This window comes from Microbacterium sp. W1-4-2, from assembly GCF_058349885.2.
Genome location: NZ_JBYRJC020000001.1, coordinates 1,325,022 through 1,342,905 on the forward strand (window position 1 = coordinate 1,325,022; position 17,884 = coordinate 1,342,905).

The following is a 17,884-nucleotide window of genomic DNA, read 5'->3' on the forward strand; positions in this document are numbered from 1 at the left end:
TTTTCCCGCACACGCCGTGCGGCGCCCCTCTCGTGCTTCACGGCACTCAACCGATCACCTCAACGAAAGAACGTCCACACGTGGCAAACATCAAGTCGCAGATCAAGCGCAACAAGACCAACGAGAAGGCGCGCGAGCGCAACAAGGCCGTCAAGAGCGAGCTGAAGACCGAGGTGCGCCGCACCCGCGAGGCCGTCGCCACCGGCGACAAGGCCGCCGCCGAGAAGGCTCTGGCGCACGCGAGCAAGAAGCTCGACAAGGCCGTCAGCAAGGGCGTCATCCACCAGAACCAGGCCGCGAACCGCAAGTCGGCCATCGCGAAGCAGGTCGCCGCGCTCTGAGCGCCGCCGATTCTCCGAAGCCCGTCCCGCCACCGCGGGGCGGGCTTCGTCGTTGCGGGATGCCGGTGCCCGCCGCAGCAGAACGCGCCCGGCGGGCTCAGCCGCCGAACGGCGCCCGGGTCGCGATGACGGTGATCATGCGCTCGAGCGCGAACACGGGGTCGCGCGAGGCCCCCTTGACGTCGGCGTCCGCGCGCGCGGCGGCCTGGATCGCCCGTCCGAGGCTCTGCTCGTTCCAGCCGCTCAGGTCGCGGCGGGCCCGGTCGACCTGCCAGTCCTTCATGCCGACCTCGGCGGCAATGGCCGCCGACGACCCGCGTTTGCCCGCCACCCGGGCCATGGTGCGCAGCTTCATAGCCACGGCGGCCACCAGCGGCACGGGGTCCGCGCCCGAGGCGAGCGCGTGGCGCAGCGCGATGAGCGCGTCGCCGTAGCGGCCGGCGATGGCGGTGTCGGCGACGGTGAACGCCGATGTCTCGACCCGGCCGCCGTAATAGCGGGCCACCACGTCGGGGGTGATGTCGCCGGGGACGTCGGCGATCAACTGCTGGCATGCGGCGGCCAGCTCGGTGAGGTCGTCGGTGAAGGCGGCGACCAGCGTGCGCAGGGCGGCAGGGGCGATCTGCTTGCGCGCGGCGCGGAACTCGCCGGCCGCGAAGTCGTAGCGGTCGCCGTCGCGCTTGACCGCCGGGCAGGGCACTTCGACGCCCCCGCCGGTGCCGGCGCGGATCGCGTCGAGCAGCTTCTTGCCGCGCACGGTGGCGCTCGTGTGCCGCAGCAGCACAGTCGCGCCGTCCTGCGGGTGCTCGAGATACGCCAGCGCCTCAGCGAGGAACGCGTCGGACGCCTTCTCGACCCCGGTCACTCGCACGAGGCGCGGCTCGCCGAACAGCGACGGCGAGGTGAGGGCCATGAGCGTCCCTGCCTCGTAGTCGTCCGCCCTCAGGTCCGAGACCTCGAGGCTCGGGTCCTCGGCGCGCAGGTACTCGCGCACCGCGGCGATCGCCCGTTCGGCGCAGACGTCTTCAGGCCCCGACACCAGCACGATCGGCGCCGGCTGCGGTGTGCGCCAGTCGAGCTGCGGGATCGCGACGCGGCTGCCGCCGGACGCGCGCGACGGCCGGGCGGGAGTGCGGCGTGCGGGCATGAGAACAGCCTATCCAGCCGCGCCGACACGGCCCGCTGCGGCATCCGTCCCGCACGGGATGGATGCGGTCACGGCGGCCGCTCGCGCCAGACGCCGACGCCGTCGCCGGCAGGCGCGACGGTCACGACGCCCTCCCGATCGGTGCGGGCGATCACGGCGCCGTCGGCGCGCAGGAAGGCGAGCGTCTTCTCACGCGGATGCCCGTAGTCGTTGCCGGCGCCCACCGAGATCACCGCGACGGCGGGTGCGGTCGCACGGTACAGCTCCGACGACTGGTCCGCCGAACCGTGGTGGGCGACCTTCACCACCGCGTACGGCGGGCGCAGCCCGCCTGAGGCGAGCAGTCCGCGCTGGGCTGCGGCATCCAGGTCTCCGAGGAACAGGGATGCCGGCACCCCTCCGCCCCGGACGTCCCACACGACGCTCGACTGGTTGCCGGTGGCGAACGCCCGGTCGCCGTCGCGGGGCCACAGCACCGTCCAGGTCGCGGCCCCCAGCCGCCCGCTCATGCCGGTCCGCGCGTCGACGACCTCGGCGCCGGCGTGCCCGAGCCGATCGAGTGTGCGCTGGTCGGCAGGCGAGTCGACCGGGCCGTGCAATACGATCCGGGCACGGCCGACGACCGCGTCGACTCCCCCGACATGATCCAGGTCGTAGTGCGTGAGCACCAGGATGTCGACGCGGGCGATGCCGAACCGGTCCAGGCACGCCTGCAGCGCTTCGGGCTCCGGCCCGGTGTCGACCAGCGCGACCGCACCAGACGACCGGATCAGCAGCGCATCGCCCTGCCCGACGTCGCAGGCCGCGATCGCCCAGGCGCCGGGTACTGTCAGGGGGCCTGCGACCGCCCGCAGCGCGGCCGCACCCATACCCGCCCCGAGCACGGCCGCCAGCAGCAGCGCCGAACCCGCCCGTGCGATGCGCAGCGACCGGCGGACATCGGGCGGCAGCAGCACGAGCGCGATCGCCCCGCCGGTGATCGTCAGTGCGATCGCCCCGGGCCAGCCCTCCAGCCACGGCACGCCGCTCGCCGGCAGGTCGACCGCCGCTGCCGCGGTCGCGGCGATCCACGCAGCGGGCAGCCAGGTCAGGGCGGCCAGCCCCGATGCCAGGACCGGCACCGGCGCAGCCAGGCACGCGGCAAGCCCCAGCACGGTCGCCACCGGCGCGGCGGGGGCGGCGAGCAGGTTCGCCACCACGCCGTACAGCGGCACGGTCGGATTGATCATGATCAGCAAGGGCCCGCAGGCCAGCTGCGCGGCCAAGGGCACGGCCAGGGCCAGAGCGAGGGCACGCGGCAGGTGGCGGCCCATCCCGCGTGCCAGGGGCGCCGCGAGGGTCAGCAGCGCGGCCGTGGCCGCCGCCGACAACGCGAACCCCATCGACGCGGCGATCCACGGATCGGCCACGACGCAGGCGACGACCGCGCCGCACAACAGCGACAGCCCCGCGCCGCGTCTGCCCAGGAGCACCCCGAGCATGGCGATCGCCGCCATCGCGGCCGCTCGCACGACGCTCGGCTCGGGTGTGACCAGCAGCACGAACCCCGCCAGGGCCAGGACGCCCGCGGCCACGCGCACGCCCCGTCGGGCCCCGCACAGCGCGGCCGCGCCGAACGCGAGTCCCACCACGATCGCGCAGTTCGCGCCCGAGACGGCGGTGAGGTGCGAGAGCGAGCTCGCCTTCATCTGCGCGTCGAGTTCGGCGCTCACCCCGCCGGTGTCGCCCACGGCCAGCCCCGGAATGAGCCCCGCACCCGGCTCGGGCAGGCCCCGGGTGGCGTGGACGAGCGCATGGCGCAGCCCCGCCGAGACGGCGACGATCCCGGCGGGCGGGCGCTCCACGAGCACGCCGCGCGCGGCGCGCACGACCAGCACGGCGCGCTGACCCGGGTGCGCCGCAACGGCCGTGCCCGACACGACGATCTCGGCGCCGATGTCGGGGCCGTCGCCCGACCCGCCCTCGCGCACCGAGATCGGCACGTCGACGGTGTGCGGCGCGGGGCCGACGTCGATGCGGTGCGCGACCGCGTCGTACATGAGGTCGCCCCGCGCGGTGCGCTGCGCCTTGCCGACCACCGTCGCATGCACCGAGATCGCACGCCCGCCGTCCACACCGAGTCCGGTGGCCGCCTCGCGAGCCGGCTGCGCGAGCGCGACGGAGGATGCCGCAGCCGCCGCGACCGCGGCCGTCACCGCCGCGATCGCCCAGACGGTGCGTGCACCGCCGCGAGGGGCACCCCGCGGGCCGGGCCGTCGCCGTGCGATCCACGCCGTGAGCACGAGCGCACAGCCCCAGAGTGCGATCGCTGCGGCGGGCGCGGCATCCGGCACCAGCACCGAGAACCCTGCCGCGGCCCACGCGCCCGCGGCGACGGGCACCGGTCGCAGATCGCGCACCCGCACGTCACACCGTCACCAGGTCGCGCAGCGACGCCAGCATCTTCTCGCCGATGCCCGGCACGGCCAGCAGGTCCTCGACGCTGGTGAAGCGGCCGTTCTGCTCGCGCCACTCGATGATCCGCTGCGCGATCGCCGGGCCGATCCTCGGCAGCGTGTCCAGCGCCGCCGGGTCCGCGGTGTTGAGGTTCACCTTGCCGCCAGGTGCGCCGCCCGGCGCGGCTCCCGGGGCCGCATCCCCGGGCCCCGGGACGGGCTGTTCGCCCTTGCGCGGGACGACGACCTGTTCGCCGTCCGACACCGGGCGCGCGAGATTCACGCCGTCACGCGCGGCGTCCTTCGCGAACCCGCCGGCCGCGGCCACCGCATCGACCAGCCGCGCCGCCGGCGGCAGCACGTACAGGCCCGGCCGGCGCACCGCCCCGGAGACGTGCACGTATGCGGCGGCGCTCGCCGACGGCGTCGGTCGGGCGGTGACTGCCACGTGCTGAGTGGGCGCCGTCTGCCCGCGCAGGACGCCGATGCCCACCGTCACCGCCAGCGCCACCAGCACGACCACGATCACCGCACCCAGCCCGAGGCGCCGCCGGGCCGACGAGGGAGGCGGCTGGTCGGTGGACACCGCCCCACGCTACGCAGAGGGACGGTCTCCGTGGACGCCCATGGCCCGATCCGTGGACAACTCGCGCGTCGGCCCGCGGTGGGGAGGAGACGCTACTTCGTACTGAAGCTGACGACCTTCGGCGCGCGCACGACGGCGCGGACGATGTCGCGTCCGGCCAGCGATCGCTGCACGCGCTCGTCGCCGCGGGCCAGCGCCTCCAGCTCGCCGGCGCCGATCGCCGTCGGCACCTCGAGCGTGGAGCGTACCTTGCCGTCGATCTGCACGATGGCCGTCACGGTCTGCTCGACCAGCAGCGCCTCGTCGGCCTCCGGCCAGACGGCCCGTCCCACGAACGGCTCGTGGCCGAGCATCGCCCACATCTCCTCCGCGGTGTGCGGAGCGACCATGTCGAGCACCTGCGCGGTGACCTCGGCCGCCTCCCGCACGGCCGCATCGGCCGGTCCCGCACCGCTGTCGATCGCCTTGCGCGTGGCGTTGACCAGCTCCATCAGGCGCGCGACCACGACGTTGAACTTCGTGTGCTCCACGAGCCCGGGCGCATCGGCCAGCAGGTGGTGCGTCACTCGCCGCAGCGCCGCGTCGCCGGTCGAGGCATCCAACCCCACGGCGCTGGTGACGTCGCCCGCCACACGCAGCGCGCGCGCAAGGAACTTCGTCGCACCGGTCGTCGAGACGTCGGCCCAGTCCTTGTCGTCCTCGACCGGGCCGGCGAAGGCCAGCGCCACACGCAGGGCGTCGGCGCCGTGCGCGTCCAGCTCTTCCTGGAACAGCACCAGGTTGCCCTTGCTCTTGGACATCTTGGCGCCGCCCAGGATCACCATGCCCTGGTTGATCAGGCTCGAGAACGGCTCCTCGAACTCGATCAGCCCCATGTCGTGCAGCACCTTCGTGATGAAGCGCGCGTACAGCAGGTGCAGGATCGCGTGCTCGACGCCGCCGATGTAGAAGTCGACCGGCGCCCACCGTGCAGCCTCGGCCGAGGGGAAGGCCGCGCCGTCCGCGTTCGGCGACAGGAAGCGCAGGAAGTACCACGAGCTGTCGACGAACGTGTCCATCGTGTCAGCGTCGCGTCGCGCCGGCTTGCCGGTGGCGGGGTCGATCGTCGTCACCCAGTCGGTGGCAGCGCCCAGGGGCGAAGCGCCCTTCGGCTTCAGGTCCAGTCCGCGCGCGTCGGGCAGCAGCACCGGCAGCTGGTCGGCCGGAACCGGGACGATCTGGCCGTCCTCGGTGTGCAGCATCGGGATCGGCGACCCCCAGAACCGCTGCCGCGAGATCAGCCAGTCGCGCAGCCGGAACGTGGTGGCGGCATGGCCGGCCTCATGCGCCTCGAGCTGAGCGATCATGCCGGCGATGGCATCCTTCTTGCCCAGCCCGTCCAGCGGCCCGGAGTTGACCATGCGTCCCTCGCCGGTCAGCGCGATCCCCGTGGCGACCGGGTCGATCTCGTCGAGGGATGCCTCGCCCTCGGCGCCCGTGGTCGTGTCGACGACGACCTTCACCGGCAGATCGAAGGCACGGGCGAAGTCGAGGTCGCGCTGATCGTGCGCGGGCACCGCCATGACGGCCCCGTGCCCGTAATCGGCCAGGACGTAGTCAGCCGCCCAGATCGGCAGTCGCTGCCCGTTGACCGGGTTGATCGCGTAGCGATCCAGGAACACGCCGGTCTTCGGCCGGTCGGTGCTCTGCCGCTCGATCTCGGTCTGCTTCTGCACCCGCTCGAGATATTCCTGGAACCGCATGCGCACGTCGGAGGAGGTCTCGGCGACCAGTTCGGCGGCCAGGTCGGAGTCGGGCGCGACGACGAAGAACGTCGCGCCGTACAGCGTGTCGGGGCGGGTCGAGAACACCGTGACCTTCTCGGCGCGGCCCTCGATCTCGAAGTGGATGTCGGCGCCGGTCGACCGGCCGATCCAGTTGCGCTGCATCTGCAGCACCTTGGACGGCCAGTGGCCCTCCAGCGCGTCCAGATCGTCGAGCAGACGGTCGGCGTAGTCGGTGATGCGGAAGTACCACTGCGTGAGCTTCTTCTTGACGACCTCGGCGCCGCAGCGTTCGCAGTGGCCGTCGACGACCTGCTCGTTGGCCAGCACGGTCTGATCGTTCGGGCACCAGTTCACCGGGCTCGACTTGCGGTACGCGAGACCGCGCTCGTACAGCCGCTGGAACAGCCACTGGTTCCAGCGGTAGTACTCGGGGTCGGACGTGTGCAGCTCACGGCTCCAGTCGAACGAGACGCCGTACTGCTGGAACCCGGCCTTCTGCTGGGCGATGTTCGCGTACGTCCACTGGCGGGGGTCCGCGCCCCGCAGGATCGCCGCGTTCTCGGCGGGCAGACCGAACGAGTCCCAGCCGATCGGGTTCAGCACGTTGTGGTCGCGGTGACGCCAGTACCGGGCGACGATGTCGGAGTACAGATAGTTCTCGGCGTGCCCCATGTGCAGGTCGCCCGACGGGTACGGGAACATCGCCAGCACGTACTTGCGGGGGCGCGGGTCGTCCTCTCCTCCGGCCCGGAACGGGTCGCGCTCGGCCCAGAGCTTCTGCCACTTCGCCTGGATCGCGTGCGGGTCGAAGACGCCGTCGGCGGCGGCGATGTCGGAAGCTGTGGTCTGGGACACGGATACAAGCCAATCGCAGGGTCGGGATGATGCGCGAAACGCGTACCTTTCAGGGTACCCGACCGGCGCTTTTCACCAGCCGCCGGGCACCACGGCCCCGAGCGCCGCCAGCGGCGCACGGGCTTTGAGTCCGACTTCCGCGACCTCGGCGGCGGCCACCGACCGCCACGTGATGCCGCCGCCGGCGCCGACATAGGCTCCCCCGGGATGCACCACGATCGACCTGATCACCATCGCGAGGTCCAGGCCGCCCGCGGCGCCGACCCAGCCGAAGCACCCGGCGTACACGCCGCGCGGGCCGCCTTCGAGCCCGTGCAGAAGCGTCATGGCCGACAGCTTCGGGGCACCTGTCATGCTGCCGGCCGGAAAGGCCGCGTCCAGCAGGTCGCCCACCGTGGCGTCCCGCGGCAGCCGGCCCGTCACGCAGCTCACGAGCTGGTGCAGGGCTGGATAGGTCTCCACCTCGAGCAGCCGCTCGGCGTGCACGGTCGCCGGCAGGCACACGCGGCTGAGGTCATTGCGCATGAGATCGACGATCATGACGTTCTCGGCCCGTTCCTTCACGTCCGCATGCAGTTCGGCGGCCAGGGCCGCGTCGGCCGCGGCATCCATCCCCCGCGGGCGGGTGCCCTTGATCGGGCGGGTGCACACGGTGTCGCCGTCGACCTCGAGGAAGCGCTCGGGGCTGGCGCTGACCAGCGCCGCCTCGCCGATGCGGATGATCCCGCCGTGATGGGCCGGGGTCGCCGCCCGGAGCGCTGCGTACGTCGCCACCGCGTCGATGTCGCCGTCGACGCTGAAGCGGGTGGTCAGGCACAGCTGATAGGCGTCGCCGGACTCGATCGCATCGCGGCAGCGACCGATCAGCGCGGTGTACTCAGCCGGGGTGTGGCGCGCGCGCACCGCGCGGACGGGGTGGGATGCCGCAGCCGCCGGGGGCGCTGGGGCCGTGGGGTCGATCTGCCCTCCGGTCCAGACGGCCCCGCTCCCATGGTCGAACCCGACGAGGCCGTGCACGCGCAGCCAGGCCTCCTGGGGGACGTCGTCGTCTGCGTCGTGCACCGGCGCGCCGGCTCGCGCGGCGCCGGCTTCGTATCCGTTCCATCCGACCCAGCCGCCGGAGAAGCGGCCCGCGGGGCCGGTCGTCTGCTCGCCGGTCGCATGCGCCGCCCGCACGTCGGCGGCGTCGCACCGCTCGCCCCAGCCCACCCAGCTCCAGCCCTCGCGGGCGAAGGGGCCGGCATCCAGCCAGAAGACGTCGCGATGACGCGCGGCGACCGCTGCGAACACGTCGGCGGGTTCGGCGGGCACGGCGGCCCGGGTGAGCGCGAGAAGGGGTCGGTGCACGTTCCCAGGCTAAGGCGAGCAAGTGCCTCTATGCTCAGCGTGTGAACGACGTCCTGACGGGGATACTCGACGCCGTGCAGGCCGTCGACCCGCTGCTGCGGGTCCTCATCGCGGGCGTCGCGATGCTGCTCGAGACCAGCGTGCTCGTGGGCATCGTCGTTCCGGGAGACACGATCGTCCTGGTGGCCGGGACGGCCACCGCGTCGGTGTGGGGCGGCATCGCGCTGGTCGCGGCGATCGTCACCGGCTCGCTCATCGGCGAGAGCCTCGGGTTCTGGCTCGGCCGGGTTCTCGGGCCACGCATCCGCGCCTCGCGCGTGGGCCGCTGGCTGGGCGAGCGCAACTGGCAGCGCGCCGAGGAATATCTGCGCCGCCGCGGCGGCCTCGCGATCTTCATCTCGCGGTTCCTGCCGGTGCTGCACTCGCTCGTGCCCCTGACGGTCGGCATGAGCGGCTACTCCTACCGCCGGTTCCTGGCCTGGACCGCACCGGCGTGCGTGGTCTGGGCCAGCGCCTATGTCACGGTGTCGGGGCTCGCCGCCGGCACCTACCGTGAGGTCGCAGACCGGCTGCATTTCGCCGGGTACCTGTTCGTCGGGGTCCTCGTCGCCTTCCTCCTGCTCGTCTTCGCGGTCAAGAAGATCATCGAGCGCATCGAACGACGCCATTTCGCCGACCCGGTCGACGACCAGACCCACTGAGTCCGCCGAGCGCCGGCGAACGGGCTGCTTCAGGCTGCCGGTCGCTGACAGTCGGCGCGCACGCATGCGAGACTGGGGAGGATGCCCGAGAAATCCGCCGCGGCGCGGCGCGCCGACGTGCTGTGGCTGGCGCGCCTCGAGTACCGCTTACACGCGTGGCGCGAACGACGCGCCCGCCGTCGCGGCCTCACCCCCACCGTCGCCGCCTTCCCCGGGTACGGCGGCGAGAACTGGGTGCGGGTGCTCGGCCGCGTCCTCATCACTCCCCCGGGCCGACGCCGATCGGACGGCGAGTACGGATCGGTGCGCGGGTGGCGCAGCTTCCTGTCCGTGCCGATCGGCTTCGCCCAGGTGACGGTGACAATCGACGGCGAGCCGCACGACGTCGTCGCCGATCGCGGCGGTGTCGTCGACACCGTGCTGCCGACGACCCTCGCGCCCGGGTGGCACACCGTCACGATGTCGGTCGAGGGCGGCGAGCCGGTGGACGCCCGCGTGTTCATCGTGGGCGCGGGCGTCCGCTTCGGCGTCGTGTGCGACGTCGACGACACCGTCATGGTGACGGCGCTGCCCCGCCCTCTCGTGGCCGCCTGGAACTCGTTCGTGGTCGACGAGCACGCGCGCCAGCCGGTGCCCGGCATGTCGGTGCTGCTCGAGCGCCTCGTGCGCGAGAACCCGGGCGCACCGGTGGTGTTCCTCTCGACCGGTGCCTGGAACGTCGGCCCGACCCTCATCCGTTTCCTCGGCCGCCACCTGTTCCCCGCGGGCGCCCTGCTGCTGACCGACTGGGGGCCCACGCACGACCGCTGGTTCCGCAGCGGCACCGAGCACAAGTCGAGCAACCTCGAGCGGCTGGCCGTCCAGTTCCCGCAGATCTCGTGGCTGCTGATCGGCGACGACGGCCAGCACGACGACGCGATCTACACCCGGTTCGCGGGCAGGCATCCGCAGAGCGTGGCGGCCGTCGCGATCCGCCGGCTCTCGTCGACCGAGGCGATGCTCGCGGGTGGACGCACGACTGTCGACGACCACTCCGCCTCCGCGGTGCCGTGGGTCACCGGCGACGACGGGGCAGCCCTGCTCGAACGCCTCGAAGAGGTCGGCGTCGCCCGCACCCCCTGACGCTGCGCCGGCGTCGCGCTGCATGTCGGACTCGGTGTCCTCGCCACGACGTAGGCTGATCGGCATGTGCGGACGGTTCGTGGTGGCGAATGTGGGATCCGAGCTCGTGGGCGTGCTCCGGGTGGACGTGACCGGTGATGACCTGCCGGCGCCGTCCTACAACGTGGCGCCCACAGACCGCGCGGCGATCGTGCTCGATTCGAGCAAGACCGAGCCGCCCACCCGTCGGCTCGAGTCCGCCCGCTGGGGCCTGATCCCGCCGTGGGCGAAGGACGTGTCGATCGGCGCCCGCGCGATCAACGCCCGGGCCGAAGAGGTCGAAGACAAGCCCATGTTCCGCAACGCCCTGATCAAGCGCCGCGCCGTGGTCCCGGCATCCGGGTATTACGAGTGGAAGCAGGCCGACGGCATGAAGGTGCCGCACTACATCCACCCGGCCGACGACACGCCGATGTTCTTCGCGGGGCTTTACGAGTGGTGGAAGAATCCGGCCGCGACCGACGACGACCCGGCGCGTTGGGTGCTCAGCTTCACGATCCTCACCCGCGACGCGATCGGCCCGCTCGGCTCGATCCACGATCGCATGCCGCTGTTCCTCGATCCCGACTTCGCCGACGCGTGGCTCGATCCCACGACCGAGAACGTGGGCGACGTGCTCGACGCGGCCGTCGACGCTGCCCCCGACGTCGCCGCCACCCTCACCGACCACGTCGTGTCGAAGGCCGTCGGCAACGTCCGCAACGACTCCCCCGAGCTCATCGAGCCGGTCGGATGACGGTTCCGGACGGGACCGTCCGGCTCTCCGGGCTCGCGCAGTCCGCCGCCTCTACCCTGGAGGGATGACCGGAACCGCCCGCATGCTTGCGCACGAGGATTGGCGCGCCCGCGAGGAGGCCCATCGGGCTCGGGCGGACGCGCTGACGGCGGGCCACCGCGCCCGCGCCGCGCGTGGCGAGAAGCACCCCGTCGAGGACTTCCTGTTCACGTACTACGCGTACAAGCCGTCGGTGCTGCGGCGGTGGCACCCGGGCGCCGGCGTCGAGCTCGCCGATGCGGCGGAGCGCGCCCAGTGGCGCTGGTACCGTGCCGCGTCCGCGCCCGGCGGCGCCGAAGTGGATGCCGCTGCCTACCGCGCCGACAAGTCGGGCCTGATCGACGCGGTCGAGCGCATCCTGCGCGCCACGGCCGCCCGCCCGGCGCGATTCGGCTGCTTCGGCCTGCACGAGTGGGCGATGGTGTACCGGCAGCGCGAGCATCGGCATCCCGTGCCGCTGCGGCTGGGGCAGGCCGCAACCGACGCGGTCGTTGAGGCCGGCGAGCTGCGGTGTACGCACTTCGACGCGTTCCGGTTCTTCACGCCCGATGCCGTGCCGCGCAACGCGGTCGGGCCGACCCGCGCCACCCAGGCCGAGCTCGAGCAGCCGGGCTGCCTGCACGCGAATATGGACGTCTACAAGTGGGCCGTCAAGCTCGGCCCCCTGGTGCCGGGCGAGCTGCTGCTGGACGCGTTCGAGCTCGCACGCGACATCCGCTATCTCGACATGCAGGCTTCGCCCTACGACATGCAGGCGTGGGCGGGCGAAACGGTGCGCATCGAGACCGCAGACGGCAAGGCCGAGTACGTGCGTCGCCAGCGGGTGTTCGCCGACCGCGCCGACGGAATCCGACGGCGGCTGCTGGACGCGCTGAGCGTCTGACGCTGCCTGTACGGTGGAGGGATTCCGCCCACCCCGAGGAGACCCGCCGTGACCACGAACAATCCACTGCCGCCTGCCGGCTGGTACCCCGATCCGCAGGGCGGCTCCGGGCACCGTTGGTGGGACGGCACCGCGTGGACGACGTACACCCAGACTCCGCCGACGGCCCCGCCGCCCCCGGCACCTGGCGTGCACGACGCGGATGCGACCTCCGCCGCGACGACGGGGCACGGCACAGCGGCGCACGACGCCGCCGGGTATGGCATGCCCGGGCACGGTGCGCCCGCCTACGGCGCCGGTCCTTACGGAACGGCTCCGTACGGGACGGCTCCGTACGGGACGGCTCCGTACGGCACGGCCGCGTACGGCGGTCAGCGATATGCCGCCGCGCCACCGATCGGCGCGTGGCGCTCCCCGATCGATGATCGCCCGCACGTGACGGGCATGGGCAGCGCGATCCGCGCCGTCTTCACGAAGTACGCCCGGTTCGATGGCCGTGCTTCGCGCCCCGAGCTCTGGTACTGGGCGCTGTTCTACACGATCATCGTCGTCGGCGCCTATCTGCTGATGATCTTCGCCGTCATCGGTTCGGGCTTCGCGCTCGACGGGTCGGGGCCGAACCTGCTGTACCCGGGCTTCGGCGGTTTCGACAACCTGTTCATCCTGCTGTTGTGGGTGTGGGGGCTCGGCACCGCGATCCCCTCGCTCGCCGTCACCGTCCGCCGTCTGCGCGACGGCGGGTACCACTGGGCCCTTGTCTTTCTCGGCGTCATCCCCTTCGGCAGCCTCGCCGTCTTGGTGCTGTGCGCGATGCCGAGCAAGCATCCCTGATCCGGACCGGCGACCGACCCGTTCGGGTGTCAGCGCCACGCTTCACGGCGCGTGGATGCCGGGCTCGGTGTCGGCTCTCAATGCCGGGCCAGGATGGCCGCGGCATCCGTCCCATGCGGCAGCACGCCGTACTGCCAGCCGCGGTCGTCGGCCAGACGCGCACCCACGAAAGCGTCGGCGTCGAGACTCGGCGCGTGACGGACCATGACACTCGCCTGCAGCGACAGCGCCAGCGCCTCGGTGAGCCGCCGAGCCTGCGCCTGTGCGGCGTCGAGATCGGCGTGGGTCACCGCGTGCAGCAGTGACAGTGTGCGCCGGTTGTGCTCGTCCAGCAGCGGATGCGCGCCCTGCGCGGCCTCGATCTCGCCCCGCACCGCGTCGGCCGACTCGGGGTCGCGGGCGAGCGCTCTGAGCACATCGAGTGCGATGACGTTGCCCGATCCCTCCCAGATCGCCATCACCGGCTGCTCACGGAAGCGCCTGCCCAGCGGGAACGACTCGATGTACCCGTTGCCGCCGAGACTCTCCATCGCCTCATACGCATGGTGCGGGCCGCGCTTGCAGACCCAGTACTTCGCGACCGGGGTCGCCAGGCGCCGGAACGCCCGGTCTTCGTCGGTCGCATCGGCCTCGAACGCGCTGGCGAGCCGCATCCCCATCAGCATCGATGCCTCGGCTTCGAGCGCCAGGTCGGCCAGCACCGCGGTCATCGCGGGCTGATCGACCAGCAGCCGGCCGAACGCGCGGCGATCGCGCGCGTGCCACACCGCCTCGGCGACGCTCTGCCGCATGCCGGCCGCTGTGCCCAGCACGCAATCCAGCCGGGTGCGCTGCACCATCTCGATGATCGTGCGCACGCCGTGACCGGGCTCGCCGACGAGCACGCCGACCGTGCCGTCGAACTCGATCTCGGCCGACGCGTTCGAGCGGTTGCCGACCTTGTCCTTCAGCCGCTGGATGCGGAACACGTTCCGCTCGCCGTGGGCGACCAGACGCGGTACGAACAGACAGGACAGCCCCTCGTCGGTGCCGCCGCGCCGCGTCTGCGCGAGCACCAGGAACGCGTCCGACATCGGCGCCGAGCAGAACCACTTGTGCCCGGTGAGCTGGTAGCTGTGCCCGCTCACGTGCACGCCCGTGGTCGTGTTGGCGCGCACGTCCGAGCCGCCCTGCTTCTCGGTCATCGCCATGCCGATCAGGGCGCCGGGCTTCTGCTCGGGCGGCAGGAGGTGGCGCTCGTAGGTGCGCGAGAACAGGCGCGGCAGCCACTCGTCGGCGATCCACGGCGAGTCCTGAAGGGATGCCACGGCCGCATGCGTCATCGAGATCGGGCACGCGTGGCCCGGCTCGATCTGGGCGAACAGCATGAAGGTCGCCGCGCGTGCCACCGCAGCGCCGGGTCGCGGGTCGGCCCACGCGGAGGTGTGTGCGCCCGCCGCCACCGCGGCGGCGATGATCCGGTGGTACGACTCGTCGTACTCCACCTCGTCGAGCCGGAAGCCCCAGCGGTCGAAGGTGTGGGCGACGGGGGGATGCTGGTGTGCCAGGTGTGCGTCGCGCTGGAAGTCGCGCGTGCCGACGAGGGTGCCCACGTCGTGCAGCCCGTCGTCCGCCCAGGCCGCGCCGAACGCGCTCACCGCCTCCACCAGCGGCCGGTTCAACCCGTACTCGTCGACGTCCACCCGCCACGCGGGCTGGTTCTCCACGACGTGCGTCCCGCCCGGCTGCCGACCACGACCCAGGGTGCTCATGCGTTCACGCTACTGCCGCAAGCGCTCATCCGCCCTGACGGACGGGGATCCGCAGCACGCGATCGTCGCCCGCTCGCGGCGTTCCCCGGCCGTCGGTGTTGTTCGTGAGCACCCAGAGATCGCCGTCCGGCCCCACGGCGACGTCGCGAAGGCGGTCGGCGTCGCGCACCAAGGCGACCGGCCGGCCGATCGCCGACGCGCCGGCCGTGCGCACCTGCCACAGCCGTTCGCCGCGCAGGCACGCGATGTACAGCGTCGTGCCATCCGCGGCCAGGCCGCTGGGACTGGCCTCGTCGGGACGCCACTGCACGACCGGGTTGCGGAACCGGCGGTCGCTCGAGCGCCCCTCGACCACGGGCCAGCCGTAGTCGCCGCCGGGCACGATCACATTGAGCTCGTCCCACGTGTTCTCACCGAATTCCGTCGCCCACATCGTGCCGTCCGGGGTCCAGGCGATGCCCTGCACGTCCCGGTGACCATAGCTGTACACGACGGTGCCGAACGGGTTGCCGGGCGCCGGCGCCCCGCGAGGTGTCATCCGCAGGATCTTGCCGTTCAGGCTGGATCGATCCTGCGCGTCGGACGGATGCCCCGCGTCGCCCGTCGTGACGTAGAGCATGCCGTCCGGTCCGAAGGCGAGCCGGCCGCCGTTGTGGACGGGCCCGTTGCGGATGCCGTCGACCACGACCTCGGGCGCGCCCAGCCGGTACGTGCCGGCTGCACCGAGCAGCGACATCCTCACCACCCGGTCATCGGTCGCGGTCGCGTAGTAGGCGTACAGCCAGGTGCCGCCGTCGCCGTGCCACAGCGCGATGCCGTTCGATCCCGCCTCGGTGCGATGGACGACGCCGCGGATCCGCCCGACGGTGCGCGCCCGCCCCGACCGGTCGAGTTCGAGGATCGTGCCGTCGTCGCGCTGCGACACCAGTGCTCCGCCGTCCGGCAGCGGCACGAGCGACCACGGTGCCTGCAGCCCGGTCGCGAAGGTCTCGGGAGTGCCGAGGGTCTGCGTCGCAGAAGCCGTGGGCGAGGACGGGGTCGGCACGGGTCTGGGCAGCCCGTCGTCGTGCGAGGGCGCGCACGCGGCCAACGCGATCATCAGCGCCCCGATGATCGCCGTGCCCGACGACCTGCAGCGTGCCCGCATCGACCTGCTCCCGCCGCCCAGCTTCGCGCGCTGCGGCGCGGCGCGCAAGCGACCTCTGGTGCCGCGCGACCCGGCGATGCCAGGATGGTCACGAACCCGCCCACCCGACGACGCTCGCCCAGGAGACGTCCCCATGCCCGCAGCACCCGATCCCGCCACTGCCGCTGCCGCAGTGCCCACCTCTACGCTCATCGAGCGCACTGGAATCGAGATCATCCCCGAGTCCGAGCGCACCGCCAGGCCACGAGACCTGTTCTGGCCCTGGTTCGCCGCGAACGTCTCGGTGTTCGGCATGTCGTACGGCTCGTTCGTCCTCGGCTTCGGCATCTCGTTCTGGCAGGCGACGATCGTCTCGATCATCGGGATCGTCGTCTCGTTCTTCCTCTGCGGCCTGATCGCGATCGCGGGCAAGCGCGGATCGGCGCCGACCATGATCCTGTCGCGCGCCGCGTTCGGCGTGCACGGCCAGAAGGTGCCCGGCATCGTGTCGTGGCTGACGTCGATCGGGTGGGAGACCTTCCTGTCGATCACGGCGGTGCTGGCCACGACGACGATCATCACGCAGCTGGGCGGCGACGGCGGGGTCGCGGTCAAGCTCATCGCGACCGTCGTGGTCGCGGCGCTCATCGTGACGGCATCCGTGCTGGGCTACCACACGATCATGAAGCTGCAGTCGGTGCTCACGTGGGTCACCGGCGTGGTGACGATCGTCTACATCGTCCTCGCGATCCCGCACATCGACTTCGCGGCGGTGCTGGCGCACCCTTCGGGCAATATCGGACAGGTCATCGGCGCGCTGGTGCTGGTCATGACCGGGTTCGGCCTGGGGTGGATCAACATCGCCGCCGACTGGTCGCGGTACCAGAAGCGCACCGCATCCGACGGCGCCATCATCTGGTGGAACACATTCGGCGGTGCCATCGCGCCGGTCATCCTGGTGATCTTCGGCCTGCTGCTGGCGGGGTCTGACGAGAAGCTCTTCCAGGGCGTGCAGAACGACCCGATCGGGGCGCTGGCGCAGATCCTCCCGGTCTGGGTGCTCGTGCCGTTCCTGATCACGGCCATCCTCGCCCTCGTCTCGGGCGCCGTGCTGGGCATCTACTCGTCGGGCCTGACCCTGCTGAGTCTGGGCATCCGCATCCCCCGTCCGTCCGCGGCCGCGATCGACGGGGTGATCCTCACCCTCGGCACGATCTGGGTGGTCTTCTTCGCCGGCAGCTTCCTGGCTCCGTTCCAGAGCTTCCTGATCACGCTCGGCGTCCCCCTCGCGTCGTGGGCGGGCATCCTCATCGCCGACATCCTGCGGCGGCGCCGGGACTACGACGACGCGGCGCTGTTCGATGCAAAGGGCCGCTACGGGGCGTGGGATTGGATGTCGATCGGCACGATGATCGTCACCTCCGTCATCGGCTGGGGCTTCGTCGTCAACTCGTTCGCCCAGGACGCCGCCTGGAACAACTGGCAGGGTTACCTGCTGTTCCTCATCGGCGGCAGGGACGGCGCATGGGCGTATGCGAACCTCGGCGTGTTCTTCGCCCTGGTGCTCTCATTCCTGGTGACGTGGTTCGCCCGCGCGGCGAAGATCCGCGCGCAAGAGGCGGGCTGATGCCCGACCCGTGGCTGGTCGTCATCGACCCGCAGACGATCTTCGCGTCGCCGCGATCACCATGGGGCTCGCCGTTCTTCGATGCCGCGATGGTCAACATCCGGCGGCTGGCCGACGCGTTCGGCGATCGGGCCATCGTCACGCGGTGGCTGCCCACGGCGGACCGCGACACCTCCTGGGGCGCGTACTTCGCCGTGTGGCCGTTCGCGGACGTCCCGGCCGACGACCCGCTCTACGCACTGGTGCCGGATGCCGCGGCCCTGTCGCCGCGGGCGACCCTCGATCGACCGACCTTCGGAAAGTGGGGGCCGGCGCTCGAGGCGATCACCGGTCCCGCGCCGCACCTGGTGCTCGCCGGCGTGTCGACGGACTGCTGTGTGATCTCGACCGCGCTCCCGGCCGCGGACGCCGGTGCCACCGTGAGCGTCGTCGCCGACGCGTGTGCCGGGTCGACGGCCGAGAATCAGGCCGCGGCACTGCACGTCTTGGGACTGTATCCGCCGCAGATCACGGTCACGCAGACCCAGGCCGTGCTCGCCGGCGCGTCATGAT

At 72.1% G+C, this 17,884-nt stretch carries 15 protein-coding genes; 8 read left to right on the forward strand and 7 right to left on the reverse strand.

Annotated features, from left to right (window positions below; translation table 11 throughout):
- The first annotated feature begins 80 nt into the window (after positions 1–80).
- Positions 81–341, forward strand: coding sequence for a 30S ribosomal protein S20 (gene rpsT, locus AC3RX0_RS06135; RefSeq protein WP_491505030.1), 261 nt, complete (start codon positions 81–83; stop codon positions 339–341).
- A 97-nt stretch (positions 342–438) separates the two neighbouring features.
- On the opposite strand, the gene holA is transcribed toward rpsT, so the two are convergent.
- The 5 genes from holA to AC3RX0_RS06160 form a co-directional block, all read right to left on the reverse strand.
- Positions 439–1,488 (reverse strand): DNA polymerase III subunit delta, encoded by a 1,050-nt coding sequence (holA, locus tag AC3RX0_RS06140; RefSeq protein WP_491505031.1) that lies wholly within the window; start codon positions 1,486–1,488, stop codon positions 439–441.
- A gap of 68 nt (positions 1,489–1,556) precedes the next feature.
- On the reverse strand, positions 1,557–3,893 hold the full coding sequence (locus AC3RX0_RS06145) for a ComEC/Rec2 family competence protein (protein ID WP_491505032.1): 2,337 nt from the start codon (positions 3,891–3,893) through the stop codon (positions 1,557–1,559).
- A gap of 1 nt (position 3,894) precedes the next feature.
- Positions 3,895–4,509: a helix-hairpin-helix domain-containing protein gene (locus AC3RX0_RS06150; protein ID WP_491505033.1), complete on the reverse strand. Its 615-nt coding sequence runs from the start codon at positions 4,507–4,509 to the stop codon at positions 3,895–3,897.
- Between the two features lie 92 nt (positions 4,510–4,601).
- A complete protein-coding gene (gene leuS / locus AC3RX0_RS06155; protein ID WP_491505034.1) occupies positions 4,602–7,130 on the reverse strand; it encodes a leucine--tRNA ligase in 2,529 nt (842 codons plus the stop codon).
- Positions 7,131–7,202: 72 nt separating this feature from the next.
- Positions 7,203–8,477 (reverse strand): anthranilate synthase component I family protein, encoded by a 1,275-nt coding sequence (locus AC3RX0_RS06160; RefSeq protein ID WP_491505035.1) that lies wholly within the window; start codon positions 8,475–8,477, stop codon positions 7,203–7,205.
- Positions 8,478–8,518: 41 nt separating this feature from the next.
- Between AC3RX0_RS06160 and AC3RX0_RS06165 the strand changes: the two genes are divergently transcribed.
- The 5 genes from AC3RX0_RS06165 (at position 8,519) to AC3RX0_RS06185 (ending at position 12,828) form a co-directional block, all read left to right on the forward strand.
- Positions 8,519–9,178, forward strand: a complete 660-nt coding sequence (locus AC3RX0_RS06165) for a DedA family protein (protein ID WP_491505036.1) — start codon at positions 8,519–8,521, stop codon at positions 9,176–9,178.
- 81 nt (positions 9,179–9,259) lie between these two features.
- Positions 9,260–10,300: an App1 family protein phosphatidate phosphatase gene (locus tag AC3RX0_RS06170; protein WP_491505037.1), complete on the forward strand. Its 1,041-nt coding sequence runs from the start codon at positions 9,260–9,262 to the stop codon at positions 10,298–10,300.
- Between the two features lie 64 nt (positions 10,301–10,364).
- Positions 10,365–11,075, forward strand: a complete 711-nt coding sequence (locus AC3RX0_RS06175; protein WP_491505038.1) for an SOS response-associated peptidase — start codon at positions 10,365–10,367, stop codon at positions 11,073–11,075.
- 64 nt (positions 11,076–11,139) lie between these two features.
- Positions 11,140–11,997: a 3-methyladenine DNA glycosylase gene (locus AC3RX0_RS06180; RefSeq protein WP_491505039.1), complete on the forward strand. Its 858-nt coding sequence runs from the start codon at positions 11,140–11,142 to the stop codon at positions 11,995–11,997.
- A 48-nt stretch (positions 11,998–12,045) separates the two neighbouring features.
- Positions 12,046–12,828, forward strand: coding sequence for a DUF805 domain-containing protein (locus AC3RX0_RS06185; protein WP_491505040.1), 783 nt, complete (start codon positions 12,046–12,048; stop codon positions 12,826–12,828).
- Between the two features lie 77 nt (positions 12,829–12,905).
- Here AC3RX0_RS06185 and AC3RX0_RS06190 read toward each other — a convergent pair whose 3' ends face one another.
- Complete coding sequence (locus AC3RX0_RS06190) at positions 12,906–14,579, reverse strand: acyl-CoA dehydrogenase family protein (RefSeq protein ID WP_491505041.1); 1,674 nt, start codon at positions 14,577–14,579, stop codon at positions 12,906–12,908.
- Between the two features lie 25 nt (positions 14,580–14,604).
- On the reverse strand, positions 14,605–15,726 hold the full coding sequence (locus AC3RX0_RS06195) for a PQQ-dependent sugar dehydrogenase (RefSeq protein WP_491505042.1): 1,122 nt from the start codon (positions 15,724–15,726) through the stop codon (positions 14,605–14,607).
- A 133-nt stretch (positions 15,727–15,859) separates the two neighbouring features.
- On the opposite strand from AC3RX0_RS06195, the gene AC3RX0_RS06200 reads away from it, so the two are divergent.
- Both AC3RX0_RS06200 and AC3RX0_RS06205 read left to right on the forward strand, forming a co-directional pair.
- Positions 15,860–17,332 (forward strand): purine-cytosine permease family protein, encoded by a 1,473-nt coding sequence (locus AC3RX0_RS06200; protein WP_491505043.1) that lies wholly within the window; start codon positions 15,860–15,862, stop codon positions 17,330–17,332.
- Entirely contained in the window at positions 17,332–17,883 is a 552-nt protein-coding gene (locus AC3RX0_RS06205) for a cysteine hydrolase family protein (RefSeq protein ID WP_491505044.1), read from the forward strand. The genes AC3RX0_RS06200 and AC3RX0_RS06205 overlap by 1 nt, the downstream gene beginning before the upstream one ends.
- Position 17,884 lies beyond the last annotated feature (1 nt).